Genomic DNA, 13,094 nt, shown 5'->3' on the forward strand with positions numbered 1-13,094 from the left:
CGATACTTGCGTAGGATTACGGCCGGGCTTTGTGTGAACGGGAAACTGCGCGTGCCGTCGCTTACGCTGTCGATACAGAACATGGACAGGCTGCCCGATGGCGGCCCGCTCCAGATCACCATCAAGGGCCAGCGCGGGCTTGATATCGGCCGCGACCAGTATCTCGACTGGACCTTGCCCGACCCTGGCCGGATCGTCTCCAGTCGGCACTGCGAGGTGCGTTTCCGCGACGGCGCCTATTGGCTGCACGACGTGTCGAGCAACGGCACCTTCGTCAATGGCAGCGAATTGCGGATGTCGGGGCCGCACCGCCTCAAGGATGGCGACCGGCTCGAGATCGGCCACTACATCATCGGGGCGAGCGTCGACAGCGAAGGCGCGTCGGAGACGGCGCCCGAGCCTGCCGCGCCATCCTCCGCCCGGCCGGACGAGATGTGGGAGAGCGCCTCGACGGCGCCGCCGATCCCGGCCTCAGAGCTCAGGCCGCCGCGCCCGGCGGCCGAGCAGAACGACTTGATGAACTGGTATGTCGATATCCCGGAGATCGACGAGCCGGCACGCAGCAACGAACCGGCCTGGCTGCCGCCGGACCGGAGCACCGCCTCTGCCCCTGCTGCGCCTCCGCCTGTTCCGCCGCCGGCACCGAACGCTGATGCGCCGGGCTTCGAGGCCTTGCCACCGATGACCGCGCCGCTGCCGGCGCCGCGCGGCGACTGGTCGATCCACCCCATTCCCGATACGCCCGAGCCGGCACAGCCTTCGCCCGAGCCCGTGCCGTTGGGCGGTTACATGACCTCGCCGCCGGCCGCGATCCTGGCCGCCAAACCCGCGCGCCCGGCCGCCGCCGCCGTCGCCGCGGCTCCCGAGCCGCCGCCGGCTGCTCCGCCGACCCCGGTCAAGGCTCCGGCCCAGGCCCAGATCGGCAATCAGCTCGCAGCAAGGATGGCGCGCGGCGCCGGCGTCAGCGAGGAGATCTTCAACCGCCGTTCGCCCGAGGAGATGGCCGAACTCGCCGGCCTGCTGCTGCGGATCACCTGCGAGAACGTCAAGCAGATGCTGCAGGCGCGGGCCGAGACCAAGGGCCTCGTGCGCAGCACCAACCAGACCATGATCCAGGCGCTGGAGAACAATCCGCTCAAATTCTCGCCGACTGTCGAGGACGCGCTGCGGATCATGTTCGGTCCCAGCACGACGAGCTATCTCGACGCCAGGCGGGCGCTCGAAGACAGCTTCAGGGATCTGAAGACCCATCAGATGAACACCTACTCCGCCATGCAGCAGGCGCTGAAGATGGTGGTCGCGGATCTGGACCCCGCTATCATCGAAGCGGCTACGGACAAGGAAGGCGGGCTCGGCGGCCTGATGAGCTCGCGCAAGGCCAAGCTCTGGGACCATTTCGTCACGCGCTGGAAGGCCAAGACCGAGCGCCACGATAACGGCCTGGTCGATGCCTTTATGCTGTATTTTTCGGAATGCTACGACAGGCTGGCGAGCAAGCTGCGCTCCTGAGCTGCCTTGCGGGCCTGCTCGGCGCGATCTAGAGTTTCCTCTAGGTCATCAACAGGGGGTGAGCCATGCCGACCGGACCGGCTGCCCGCGTATTCGATCCCGTGCTGCACCCGCTGCCGCCGATCCTGCAACCAGGGCCGGGTAGCGCCAATGTCCTGATCGGCGGCCGGCCGGCCTGGCGCGGCATCGGCGGGTCCGGTGCGGCTGCTGTGAAGGCCGCAAAGCAGGCGTCTGATGCCACGCTCAAGGCGGCGGAGACCGCCAAGGTGGCTGCGGCGGGCACGCCCGGTGCCCCGGCAGCGATTTTGGCCGAGGAGACCGCCAAGACGGCGGCGTCCACTGCGATGAGCGCAACCATCACCGGCGCGGCTGCAGGCGGCGGCGGGGTCGACATCCATATCTGCGCCACGCCCCTGCCGGTCCCGCCGCATGGGCCCGGCGTCGTTGTCGATGGCTCGACGACGGTGATGATCAACGGCCTGCCGGCATGCCGCATGGGCGACACCATCGTCGAGGCGCTCGGGCCGCCCAACAAGATCATGATGGGCTGCCCGACGGTGATTATCGGCGGCTGAGCGCCCGTTTGGACATTCCAGTGCTCATTCCCAGGCGTAGCCCTCGGGTCCGGCCTTCCGCTGGTCCAAGGACGCAGCTCCGCGCAGACCCAGGATCCATCGTAGAGCGTCATTCTCGGGCTTGACCCACGGCTGTCCGGTTCGCCGCGAGCGCCCGATTGAAAAGCTCCGTTCATTGAAGGCTTTCCAGCGGGCGGTGACGAATGAGACAGGCGCGGGAACCCTTCTCCCATCCGGGAGAAGGGTTCCCCGCGCCCTTCATCCGGCACTTCGCTTTCTCGCCCGCGAGGGGAGAGCGGTGCCTGATCCGCTCTACGCGACCTCATAGGCGAACTGCCCCTCCGCGATCGCGACCTTGGCGCTCTTCACGTCGGTTTTCTCGATCGCCTTGTTGAGGAAGGCGCGCGAGAGCGCTGGCAGCAGCGTGTTGGTGATGATGTTGTCGATCATGCGCCCGCCGGAATCCGGATCGTTGCAGCGGGAGACGATGTGGTCGACCACCGCTTGATCGTAGAGGAACGCGGCGTTGTGGTTCTCGCGGATGCGCTTGCCGATACGGTCGAGCTGGAGGCGCACGATGCCGCCCAGCATGTCGGGCGAGAGCGGGTAATAGGGGATCGTGACGAGGCGGCCGATCAGGGCCGGCGGGAAGACCTGCAGCAGCGACGGGCGCAGCGCCGCCGAAAGCGTCTCGGCATCGGGCTTGGCGGCGGGGTCGCGCGCCATGTCCATGATGACATCGGTGCCGACATTCGAGGTCAGGATGATCAGCGTGTTCTTGAAATCGATCCGGCGGCCGGTGCCGTCCTCCATCTGGCCCTTGTCGAAGACCTGGAAGAACAGCTCATGCACATCCGGGTGCGCCTTCTCGACTTCGTCGAGCAGCACCACCGAATAGGGCTTGCGGCGCACGGCCTCGGTCAGGCGGCCGCCCTCGCCATAGCCGACATAACCGGGAGGCGCGCCTTTGAGCGTCGAGACCGTGTGCGCCTCCTGGAACTCGCTCATATTGATGGTGATGATGTTCTGCTCGCCGCCATAGAGCGCCTCCGCCAGCGCCAGCGCCGTCTCGGTCTTGCCGACGCCTGAGGGTCCGCAGAGCATGAACACGCCGATCGGCTTGTTGGGGTTGTCGAGCTTGGCGCGGTTGGTCTCGATGCGCTTGGCGATCATCGCCAGCCCATGGGCCTGGCCGACGACGCGCTTGTTCAGGGTCTCGGCCAGGTTGAGGATGGTCTCGATCTCGTCCTTGACCATCCGGCCGACGGGAATGCCGGTCCAGTCCGAGACGATCGCGGCGACAGCCTGCTCGTCGACATGGGCGTAGATCTTGCGCTCGTCGGGGTTCAAGGATTCGAGCGAAGCGTTCCGGTCCTTCAGCGCGGCGAAATCGGCTTCCGCATCGGCAGGAGCCGCTTCCGCATCCTCGCCGATCGGTGCGGCGGCGGGTGCTGTGTCGTCATTGGCGGCGTCATCATTGGCAGCGGCGTCATTGTCGGCGTCCGTGCCGGTGGCGGGAGCGGCCTTGGCCGCTGCTGCCTTGTCGGCTGCAGTCTTGGCGATCTTCGCGCGCAGCGCCTTGATCTCGTCGACGATCGCCTTCTCGGAGGCCCATTCGGCTTCGAGTTTTGCCAGCTTCTCCTGCAGCGTCGCGGTCTCGACCGCGATCTCGGCGAGGCGCTCGCCGGCGTCGGTGCCGATGTCGCGATCGGTTTCCAGCGCGGTCTTTTCCTTGTCGAGCGCGGCAATGGCGATGCGCGTATCCTCGATCGAGGCCGGCGTCGTCGTCTGGCTGATCGCGACGCGGGCGCAGGCCGTGTCGAGCAGGCTCACCGCCTTGTCGGGCAATTGCCGCGCCGGGATGTAGCGATGCGACAGGCTCACCGCCGCGACGATCGCCGCATCCGAGATGCGCACGCCATGGTGCTTCTCCATCGGCCCGAGAATGCCGCGCAGCATGGTGCAGCAGCGGGCGATGTCGGGCTCGTCGATCTGCACGGGCTGGAAGCGCCGCGTCAGCGCCGGATCCTTCTCGAAATAGAGCCGGTACTCGGCCCAGGTCGTCGCCGCGATGGTGCGCAAGGTGCCGCGCGCCAGGGCCGGCTTCAGCAGGTTGGCGGCATCGCCCGTGCCGGCGGCTCCGCCCGCGCCGATCAGCGTATGCGCCTCGTCGATGAACAGGATCACCGGCGTCGGCGAGGATTGCACCTCGTCGATGACCGAGCGCAGGCGCTGCTCGAACTCGCCCTTCATCGAGGCGCCGGCCTGCATCAGGCCGATATCGAGCGAGCACAATCTGACGCCGCGCAAAGGCGGCGGCACGTCGCCCGACGCGATGCGCTGGGCAAAGCCCTCGACCACGGCGGTCTTGCCGACGCCGGCCTCGCCGGTGAGGATCGGGTTGTTCTGGCGCCGGCGCATCAGCACGTCGATGATCTGGCGGATCTCGTCGTCGCGGCCGGTGATCGGGTCCATCGTCCCCGATGCCGCCTTGGCGGTGAGGTCGATCGAGAAGCGGTCGAGCGCGGTCGAACCTCTGGCTCCGGGCGCGGCCTCCGCGCCCGGCGTGCCGGCCGCGCGCAATCCCGAGCCGTCCATCGGCTGCAGCGATTCCTCGTCCGACTGGGCCCAGACGGTACGGTGCTCGCCGGCCAGCGTGTCGACCGGGATTTTCGCGAATTCCTTGGAGGCGTCGACCAAGGCGCGGCGGACATCGAGCGATTTCAGCGCCGCGACCAGGACATGGCCGGAGCGGATCTGGGTCTCGCCGAAGAACAGTGTCGCATAGTGCCAGCCGCGATCGAGCAGGTCGGTGACCTGGTTCGAGACGCCGGGCATCTCGGTTTCGTTGCGCTTGAAGCCGTTCACGACCGCGCCGATCTCGGTGAGCATGCGGGCGCGGTCGAGCTTGTAATGGTCGATGGTGATCGCGATGTCGGATTTATCGTTCTGGAGCAGGTGAAGCAGCCAGTGCGCCACCTCGACATTGCGGTTGCCGCTGCGCTTGGCCCCGCGCAGCGCCTGGATGAAGGCGTCGTAGCCCAGGCGGTTGAGCTTGCCGGTAATGGCCTCCAGACTGATCTCGCTCATGACGGCCCCTTCGTCTTGTTGGTTTTCTGCGGTTTTTTCGACTGCGGGGCGGTCTTCTGCCCCGGTTGGAAGCGCGCATCGCAGCGGATCTCGTCGGCATCCACATCGCGTTTCGGCGAGAGCCATGAGGTCCAGCCGAGCTGTCCCGAGCGCGACAGGCGCATCGGCTCGATCTTGCTGGCGGGGATGGAGAGTTCGATATCCCAGGTGATCTCGTGGCCGACGACGAAGAAGATCGCGTCGTTCAGGACCTGGCAGATGTCGCCGCTCGGCAGGAAGCGCCGGTATTCGTCGAGGTCGGCGGTATGCAGACGCACCACGATCTTGTCCTCGATGCTGAAGACGCCGGCGCCGATCAACATGTCGACGCCGAGCCGGGCATGGCGGCCGCCAAGGCTGGAGCGGTCGCTTTCCTCGAACTCGATCTTCATGCCGACGAATTCGTCGATCTCGACCTTGAGATCGAACATGCCCTCGAGAAAGCCGCGCAGGCGCGCCGCCGATTTCGCCTGTGCGCCGAGCAGGCCGGAAAAGCTGGCCTTGAGCGCATCCGGGGTGGCGTCGAGGCCACGATAGGGCGCGCTGCCCAGCCCGATGCCGGAGCCGACGAAATCGAAGAAGCGGTCATGGTCGAGGCTGTCATGCTGGGCGACGGGCCTGGCGTCGGCCCAGCTGCGGAAGAACAATTGCAGGAAGCGGTTCTGGAACAGGTCGAGAAAGCGCGGAAAGGCGTCGTCGCCAGCGATGAGCCAGGCATGGACTTCCTCGGTCGTGGCATAGGGCAGGGCGCCTTGCGGGCCGAGCAGGCCGAGGAACTTGACCAGGATGCGCATGCGCCCGGTCGCGTCCGCCCCGGCCTTGGCCAGGGTCGAAGCCGGGAAATCCATATAGGGGTCTTGGCCCAGCGCGACATAGTCCTCGCGCGTCGCGCTGGAATCGCCGATGCGGGGTTGCTTGGGATTGGCGCGCTCCAGCCGCCGCAGCGTCTCGTAGAAATCGAAGCGCCAGGGCTCCTGGGTCAGATCCTCGAGGAAGCTCACAGCACCCTCCTCGATCCGGCGCGAGGCGGCCAGCGCGCGATCTCGCCGCGCTCGACCGTGCGGATCACGGTCTGGGTGAAGTGGTTCATGCCGGCATATTCGGCGAAGAAGCGGTCGAGGATGGCTCCTAGCAGGAAGGCGCCCGAGCCCTCGAAGGCCTTCTCGTCCAGCGTCACGGTGACCTCGGTGCCGCGCGCCGCGCCCAGCCCCGCGCGATGGCGCACGCGCCTGACCACGGGGCGGCTGTCAAGCGAACGCGTCCCGCGGATACGCCGTTCGGTGGCGGCGTCCGCGAGGTCGGCGAAGAGGGCGAGCGTCTCGCGCAGCGCCCGCCCGTCCTTGCCGCCGCCGCGCTCGAGCAGGCCGAGATGGTTGAGGCTGAGCATGTTGATCAAGCGCCAGGTCACGGTCCCGGTATGGGCGGTCTCGCCGCGGCTGCGCAGATAGGAGGCGACGGGCTCGCGCGGCGGCGTCGGCCCCGCCGTGCAGACGATGTCGAGCGTCTGGTCCTCGGGCAGGCGGAAATCGGCGCCGCTGCTGCCGACCGGCAATTGCTCGGCCAGATGCCGGTTGCTGCAGAAGGCGCGGATGCTGAGCTCGACGACGCGCGCGACGAGATCCGTGCCCGGCTTCTCGGTCAGCGAGATGAACATGTCCGTGCCGATATAGTCTGAGGCCGCGCCGCGCTGCTTCTCCTCGATCGAGCGGCGCCGGGGCAGGCGGCGGATGGTGTAGAACAGCCCGGATTCATCGCCACTTTCGAGCGAGGAGGAGTAGAGCGGGCGCACCGGCACCTTCTCCCGCCCGCCGGCGAAATGCGCGAAGACCTCGACGATGCGGTGCGGTTCGAATTCGAGATAGCGGCTGCGGTCCGGCACGACATGGTGCTCGTGGACATTGGTCTTCATCGGAATGCGGTCAGTGCCCATCTCGAACAGGTTCACCGCGGGGCTGGTGTAGAGCGAGAAGGCGTTGCCATCGACGATGCTGCCGAGCCGCGGGCTCGCCTCGTCGAAGACCATGACGATCTCGATGTTGCGCGCCGCGAGCGACGGGCGGGCGGCTTTCAGCCCACCCAGCGTGAAGCCGAGGAATTTGCGCGGGAACATGAAATATTCACGCAGCAGGTCGAAGCCCCGGAAGATCCGGGCGTCATGCGGCAACAGCGCCTCCTCCTCATCCATGCCGATCTGCCGCAGGCAATCCTGCGGCAAGGGCACGGCGACCGGATCCCCGAACGGGTCGAGATAGCGCAGGAACACGCCGATGCAGCGCGCCATGATGTGCTCATAGAGCACGTGGGCGTCCGGCTCCGCGCCGGTGAGATAGAAGGGCAGCGTCTCGAGCTTCGTGCCGGAAAACCAGCATTCGGGCTTCGCCTTGGCCTCAGTGTCGGAAGGTTCGTCGTCGCGGCGTGGCGTGGTGCGGTGGGTCAGGCCGATGCGCAGGCCTGCCAGCGCCCGCCGGTCGATCGGGATGCCAAGGCCCTGCAGGGCGGCGGGCGTGGCGAAATACTCCGCGCCGGTGATCTCGAAGGGCCAGAGCGTGACATCGGAAGCGAGCCGATAGCGGCAGGCGACGCGGCGGCCGCGCTGCTGATAGGTCGCGTCGATATAGCTGCCCTTCGCGATGGCCTTGCCTTCGCGCAGTGCCGTGTCGCCGAAGGCGGGCTGGAAACGGGCCAGGATGCAGGACGGCGTCGGCGCCAGATAATTCGGCACCAGCTGTTCGAGCAGATTGGAGGTGAATTCGGGGAATTCATGCTTGAGCTTGAGCTGTACGCGCGCCGCGAGAAAGGCGGTGCCCTCCAGCAGCCCGGACACCATCGGGTCGATGCGGTCACGCACCAGGCCGCCGAGGCGGTCGGCAATGCCGGGATATTCGTCGCCGAACTCCTTGGCCTGCTGGTAGAGCAGATCCAGTTCGCGGTTGTAGAGATCGAGGAATTCGCGATCCATGGCTAGGCTGTCGTATCGAAACGCGGAAGCCGATCCCTGGGCGACATCATGCCCTCATGCTGCGATGAGCGCCGGAGCGGGCCGGGATGATGTCTGAGGGCGTCATGCGCATATTCCCGAAGGTCGAAACGAACTCACTTGCCGGTAACCTGAATGGATAGGCGCTGCCCTAGAGGCGGCTGACCATGATCTTGCCCGAGCCCGCCTGCATCTCGGCGAAGAACTCGACGGGGACATTGACCGGGTCCGCCACCATGTCGGCGCGCACGATGAAGCGGATCGCCAGTTCATGCACCGCGATCGACGTGTCGCGCTCGACATGCAGCGACTGCCGGACGAGCCGCGGCTCATAGAGCAGCAGCGCGTCCTTGATCTCCTGGTCGATATTCTCGATGCCCGCCTCGTCGATCGTGCGATGCGAGATGTCGGGCAGGCCGTAATTGAGAATCGACCGGCGAACGGCCTCGTTGGGACCGAAATCGAAGGATGATTCCAGGTTGACGGTGTTCAAGAGCGTGCCGAGATCGCGCGACAATTCGCTGCGCAACCGGCTTTCCGAGATCGCGGCGCGGCCGGTCACGAGCCGCCCGGCCAGGACGCGTTCACCGGCCTCATCGCGCAGATCGACGGCCTTCCTGGTGTCCTTTGCCTCCGCTGCGGCGCGAAAGGCCGACATCAGCGGAATCCGCAGGCTGACCGATTTCTTGCGACTCATCACGACGAGCCCCCGCGCGTCTCAGGTGGCCGCGGGCCGCGGCATCTGTCATCGACTCCGGCCGGCCAGGCCGGAGCTGGCATCGCGGCGGCTTCGGTCAGGCCGTGGCGTTCTCGGCAATGTTATAGCTGAATTCAGTCTTTGCGTCCTTACCGCCCGATGCAGCCTGCGGCGTATACTCGATCTTGAATTTGGCAAAGTTGAGCGTGAAGCTCACCATCGCGTCCTGCGATGAACTGCTCAGCTGGACCGAACTGACGAGCACGTCCTCCATCGTCAATTTGATAAATTCCACCTGCTCCTTACCGCCGGCCCTTCGCTGCGTCAGCGTGCATTTCTTGTGGTGGACGCCCGTTCCAGAGCTCTGCATCAGAATGGGAGCTGCCTTGTCCATCGTCATCATGAACGAGGCGTCCGAGAACGAAGCCTTGCCTGTTCCCGCTCCAGTACCTCTATGAGCGCTGCCGGCGTTGGAGACGCCCCAACTCCAGCTTTGGATCTCAAGTTCGCCCTTGTGCCCCTTGTCGGCCGACTCGCCGTCGACTTTGTCGGATTCGATCTTGAGAAAGATGTCTTCGGCCATAATAATTCCTCCAGTTTTCTATCAGGACATTCACTAGGACTCGCCGAGATTTCCGGTGCCGTGCTTCTCTACGCAAACTGAGTTTTTCTGGCCGCTCGGCCAGCGGGAGGGGGATATATTCGTCGTAGCTCAGGATTTCTGCGGAAGTCGCGAGACCAGACTCAGGCTCACATCCATGCCCTCGAGCTGATAATGGGGGCGCAATAGGAAGCGGGCCGAGTAGTAGCCGGGGTTTTCCTCATCGGGACGAATCTGCACGCTGGCCGCGGCCAGCGGCTTGCGCGCCTTGGTCTGTTCGGTCGATGTCGCCGGCGCACCATCGACATATTGATTGATCCAGTCCTGCAGCCACAGGGTGAGCTGCTCTTCTTCCATCGTCGCGCCGATCTTGTCGCGCACCATGCATTTCAGATAATGCGCGAAACGCGAGACCGCGAACATGTATGGCAGGCGCGAGCGAAGGTTCGACGACGCCGTCGCATCGACGTTGTTGTCGTATTTCTTCGGCTTGTAGAGCGACTGCGCGCCGATGAAGGCTGCCTTGTCGGAATTCTTCCTGTGGATCAGCGGGATCAGGCCGGCCTTGGCGAGCTCGGCCTCGCGCCGGTCGCTGATCGCGATTTCGGTGGGGCATTTCAGGTCGATGCCGCCATCATCGCTCGGGAAGGTGTGCGTCGGCAGGTTGACGACTTCGCCGCCCGACTGGACGCCGCGAATGCGCGTGCACCAGCCCCATTCCTTGAAGGCCCGGTTGATGTTCACCGCCATCGCATAGGAGGCGTTCATCCAGGCATAGTTCGAACCGGTATGGCCGTCGGTGTCCTCCTCGAAGCCGAATTCCTCGACCGGCTCGGATTTCGCGCCATAGGGCAGGCGAGACAGCACGCGCGGCATGCACAGGCCAGCATAGCAGGAATCGTCGGAATCCCGCAGCGAGCGCCAGGCGGCGTAATCGGGCGTCTCGAAGATTTTGCCGAGATCGCGCGGATTGGCGAGCTCGTTCCACGAATCCATGCCCATCAATGTCGGGCCGGCGGCCGCGAAGAATGGCGCATGCGCGGAGGCCGCGACCTTGCTGATGTCGCGCAGCAGCTGCACGTCCTGCGGTAGATGGCTGAAATAATAGTCGCCGATCAGGCAGCCATAGGGCTCGCCGCCGAGCTGGCCGAATTCATGCTCGTAGACTTTCTTGAACAGCGGGCTCTGGTCCCATTTCGCGCCGGGATAGAGCTTCAGCGTGCGCGACAACTCGTTCTTCGAGATGTTCATCACGCGGATCTTGAGCGTAACGTCCGTCTCGGTGTTCATCACGAGATAGTTCAGCCCGCGCCAGGCGCTCTCGATCTGCTGGAATTCCGGCGCGTGGATGATCGCGTTGACCTGCTCGGAGAGCTTCTTGTCGAGCTGCGCGATCATCTCCTCGATCGTGTCGAGAACGTCGTCCTTGACCAGCGACTGATCGGCCAGCGCCTGCTGGACCAGCGTCGAGACCGCGTTCTCGACCTCGGTCGCGGCGCGTTCGCTGCGCGGTTTGAAGCTCTGCTTCAACAGCGAGGCGAACTCATCGACATCGCGCGTTTCGGTCTGCCCGGTCTGGGTAGCGGATTTGAGCTCGGTAGCCATGATTACCGTTCCAAAAAGCGAAGTGGCGCGTCGTAGGCGTGCCTAGGATTGGGCGTGCCTAGGATTTTGAACGTGCTTAGGATTTCTCGTCTTCGGAGGCTGGTTTGGTGCGCTCGCTCAGCGCCGCCATCAGTTTCGGATCGCTCAGCAATTCACGCAGCTTGGCTTCCGCGCCGGCTTTCCCGTCCATGTAGCTCTTGAGGTTGGCGAGTTGCTCGCGCGCCTCCAGCAGCTTGGCGACGGCCGGCACCTGACGCGCCACGGCGGCGGGGCTGAAATCGGCCATCTTCGAGAAACGCAGCGCGACCTGGAGCTTTTCGCCCGATGGCGTCTCGCCGAGCTTGTTGTCGACCCGGAAGGTGACGCCGGGCTCGATCGCCGCCATGCGGTTCTCGAAGTTGTCCATGTCGATGTCGAGGAAACCGCGATCCGCCACATCGGGTTTTTCTGCGCCGGCATAGTTTCCGGACAGATCCGCCATTACGCCCATGACGAACGGAATCTCGATCTTACGGTTGGCGTCGTACGGGTCATCGTAACTGATGTGAACCCGAGGCGCTCGGTTTCGTCGGATGAACTTCTGGCCGCTGTCGGACATGTCAACCCCCGAGGCTGCTTCGCTATGGAAATGAAGCAGCAACACTACATTTCAAAACGGCCGTTAGGTCAACTCCATGATCAACTTTCATCCAGGTTCCGAAATGCGCGCTCCGGTAGCATTTCTCTTAAAAGTGACATGAAATCGCGTTCGGCCATCGAACGAGCACGCTCGCACAGCAAGGGAATGGCGCTTGACGGTTCGCGTGCGCGCAGATGCGTCGCGACTTGCTGAAGGATGTCGAGCGCTTCGCGCCGGCTGCCTGCCGCAGGCGGATCGGCCTCCTCGGCGGCCGTCTCGCTGTCGTTTCCCGCCTCGACCAAGGTGGCCAGGCGCTCGATCGGGAGATCGAAGACCATGCGGCCGCCGACATTGATGGTCGCATCGCCGGCATGCTCGGGAACTAGGAGCTGAACGCTTTCAGCGAGCCCCTTGCCGACGAGCTGGCGCGCCTGGGCGACCAGGAGAAGCGCCGGGCTCGATGGCTCGCGGGTCCGGAAGTAGAGCTCGGCGACGAGCAGGGCGCGGCGGACGCCGGCCGACGTGTCGAGCGGCATGGCGGGCGTGGGGCCCGCGGCGTCCGGGGCTGCGCCGTTTGCCTCCGCGCTGCCCGTGGCCTGCGGCGCCAGCGCGGCGCCCGGATCGCGCTTGACGATGGCGCCGTCGAGCGCGGCTTTGATCTTGTCGAGCGTGGGCTTGAGTCTTCCGAGGCTGAGGCTGCCGGCATTCTGCTCCTCGACGCAGGCTTCCATCTCGGCCAGCGCGGCTAGCGCCGCGACGACCAGGTCGCGGTTCTGGATCAGCCCGGCCATGTCGCCGTCGCTGAAGGCCGTTTCCACCGCCTGCAGATCCGGCGCCGGCTCGCCCTCGCGGGCGGTGGCCTCGCCCTGCGCGATCTGGACCATCCGGTAGTTGACCGGTCCGATGCGCCGGCTGACCGTCAACGGCGCGTGCAGCAAGGGCATGATGATGCTCGTCGTGTCGTCGAGCGATTCGATGACCACGATGCGCAGGCCGAAATCGCCCTCCTCGGCGGCGGGGTGGACATGCTCCCAGCGCGCGCGCAGCAAGGCCGCCATCGCCGTCAGGGCCGCGACGAAGCCGCCGAGCTCGCGGTTGAGGATGCGCAGCTTCGCGAGCAGGACGAGCAGGCGCAGATCGCGGGTGCGCCCCAGCAGGGCCTCGACGGCGCTGCTTTCTTTCGTCAGGTCGTTCTTGGCGCGATCGAAGTCGAAGAAGGATTTCTCCGGGAGCAGACCCTCTGCCCGCGCGACGAACAGGCTGTAATCGGGGTCGTAGGCGAGGTCGAGGTCGGGGCCGCAGGGTGCGTCCTCCTCGATCGCTTCGCCCAGGGCCGTGGCGAGGTCCACTGTCATCCCGATCTCCCCGATCCTTGTCCCTAA

10 protein-coding genes are annotated in these 13,094 nt (G+C 65.5%); 2 read left to right on the forward strand and 8 right to left on the reverse strand.

All coding sequences use genetic code 11. The features are described 5' to 3' along the window. Positions 1 to 51: 51 nt before the first annotated feature. Together tagH and BHK69_RS16105 are read left to right on the forward strand one after the other, a co-directional pair. On the forward strand, positions 52 to 1,509 hold the full coding sequence (gene tagH / locus BHK69_RS16100; protein ID WP_148663456.1) for a type VI secretion system-associated FHA domain protein TagH: 1,458 nt from the start codon (positions 52 to 54) through the stop codon (positions 1,507 to 1,509). A gap of 65 nt (positions 1,510 to 1,574) precedes the next feature. Then, the gene (locus tag BHK69_RS16105) at positions 1,575 to 2,084 is read left to right on the forward strand and encodes a PAAR domain-containing protein (protein ID WP_069690981.1); all 510 of its coding nucleotides are present in this window, start codon (positions 1,575 to 1,577) and stop codon (positions 2,082 to 2,084) included. A gap of 312 nt (positions 2,085 to 2,396) precedes the next feature. Here BHK69_RS16105 and tssH read toward each other — a convergent pair whose 3' ends face one another. The 8 genes from tssH to BHK69_RS16145 form a co-directional block, all read right to left on the reverse strand. Continuing rightward, complete coding sequence (tssH, locus tag BHK69_RS16110; protein ID WP_069690982.1) at positions 2,397 to 5,174, reverse strand: type VI secretion system ATPase TssH; 2,778 nt, start codon at positions 5,172 to 5,174, stop codon at positions 2,397 to 2,399. Next, a complete protein-coding gene (gene tssG, locus BHK69_RS16115) occupies positions 5,171 to 6,214 on the reverse strand; it encodes a type VI secretion system baseplate subunit TssG (protein ID WP_244548216.1) in 1,044 nt (347 codons plus the stop codon). The genes tssH and tssG overlap by 4 nt, the downstream gene beginning before the upstream one ends. Continuing rightward, positions 6,211 to 8,172 (reverse strand): type VI secretion system baseplate subunit TssF, encoded by a 1,962-nt coding sequence (gene tssF, locus BHK69_RS16120; protein ID WP_069690984.1) that lies wholly within the window; start codon positions 8,170 to 8,172, stop codon positions 6,211 to 6,213. The genes tssG and tssF overlap by 4 nt, the downstream gene beginning before the upstream one ends. A 169-nt stretch (positions 8,173 to 8,341) precedes the next feature. After that, on the reverse strand, positions 8,342 to 8,887 hold the full coding sequence (gene tssE / locus BHK69_RS16125) for a type VI secretion system baseplate subunit TssE (RefSeq protein WP_244548217.1): 546 nt from the start codon (positions 8,885 to 8,887) through the stop codon (positions 8,342 to 8,344). Between the two features lie 97 nt (positions 8,888 to 8,984). Beyond that, a complete protein-coding gene (locus BHK69_RS16130; RefSeq protein ID WP_069690985.1) occupies positions 8,985 to 9,470 on the reverse strand; it encodes an Hcp family type VI secretion system effector in 486 nt (161 codons plus the stop codon). Between the two features lie 129 nt (positions 9,471 to 9,599). Further along, positions 9,600 to 11,093, reverse strand: coding sequence for a type VI secretion system contractile sheath large subunit (tssC, locus tag BHK69_RS16135; RefSeq protein WP_069690986.1), 1,494 nt, complete (start codon positions 11,091 to 11,093; stop codon positions 9,600 to 9,602). Positions 11,094 to 11,169: 76 nt separating this feature from the next. Then, positions 11,170 to 11,691, reverse strand: a complete 522-nt coding sequence (gene tssB, locus BHK69_RS16140) for a type VI secretion system contractile sheath small subunit (RefSeq protein WP_069693710.1) — start codon at positions 11,689 to 11,691, stop codon at positions 11,170 to 11,172. 80 nt (positions 11,692 to 11,771) lie between these two features. Further along, on the reverse strand, positions 11,772 to 13,067 hold the full coding sequence (locus BHK69_RS16145; protein ID WP_069690987.1) for a type VI secretion system protein TssA: 1,296 nt from the start codon (positions 13,065 to 13,067) through the stop codon (positions 11,772 to 11,774). Positions 13,068 to 13,094 lie beyond the last annotated feature (27 nt).

It is taken from the genome of Bosea vaviloviae (assembly GCF_001741865.1).
In the GTDB taxonomy this organism is placed as follows: domain Bacteria; phylum Pseudomonadota; class Alphaproteobacteria; order Rhizobiales; family Beijerinckiaceae; genus Allobosea; species Allobosea vaviloviae.

Bases quoted from the DNA above. Each gene is read 5' to 3' on its own strand.
- BHK69_RS16105 (WP_069690981.1), top strand. From the start codon at position 1,575: ATGCCGACCGGACCGGCTGCCCGCGTATTCGATCCCGTGCTGCACCCG.
- tssH (WP_069690982.1), bottom strand. From the start codon at position 5,174: ATGAGCGAGATCAGTCTGGAGGCCATTACCGGCAAGCTCAACCGCCTG.
- tssF (WP_069690984.1), bottom strand. From the start codon at position 8,172: ATGGATCGCGAATTCCTCGATCTCTACAACCGCGAACTGGATCTGCTC.
- tssE (WP_244548217.1), bottom strand. From the start codon at position 8,887: ATGAGTCGCAAGAAATCGGTCAGCCTGCGGATTCCGCTGATGTCGGCC.
- BHK69_RS16130 (WP_069690985.1), bottom strand. From the start codon at position 9,470: ATGGCCGAAGACATCTTTCTCAAGATCGAATCCGACAAAGTCGACGGC.
- tssC (WP_069690986.1), bottom strand. From the start codon at position 11,093: ATGGCTACCGAGCTCAAATCCGCTACCCAGACCGGGCAGACCGAAACG.
- tssB (WP_069693710.1), bottom strand. From the start codon at position 11,691: ATGTCCGACAGCGGCCAGAAGTTCATCCGACGAAACCGAGCGCCTCGG.
- BHK69_RS16145 (WP_069690987.1), bottom strand. From the start codon at position 13,067: ATGACAGTGGACCTCGCCACGGCCCTGGGCGAAGCGATCGAGGAGGAC.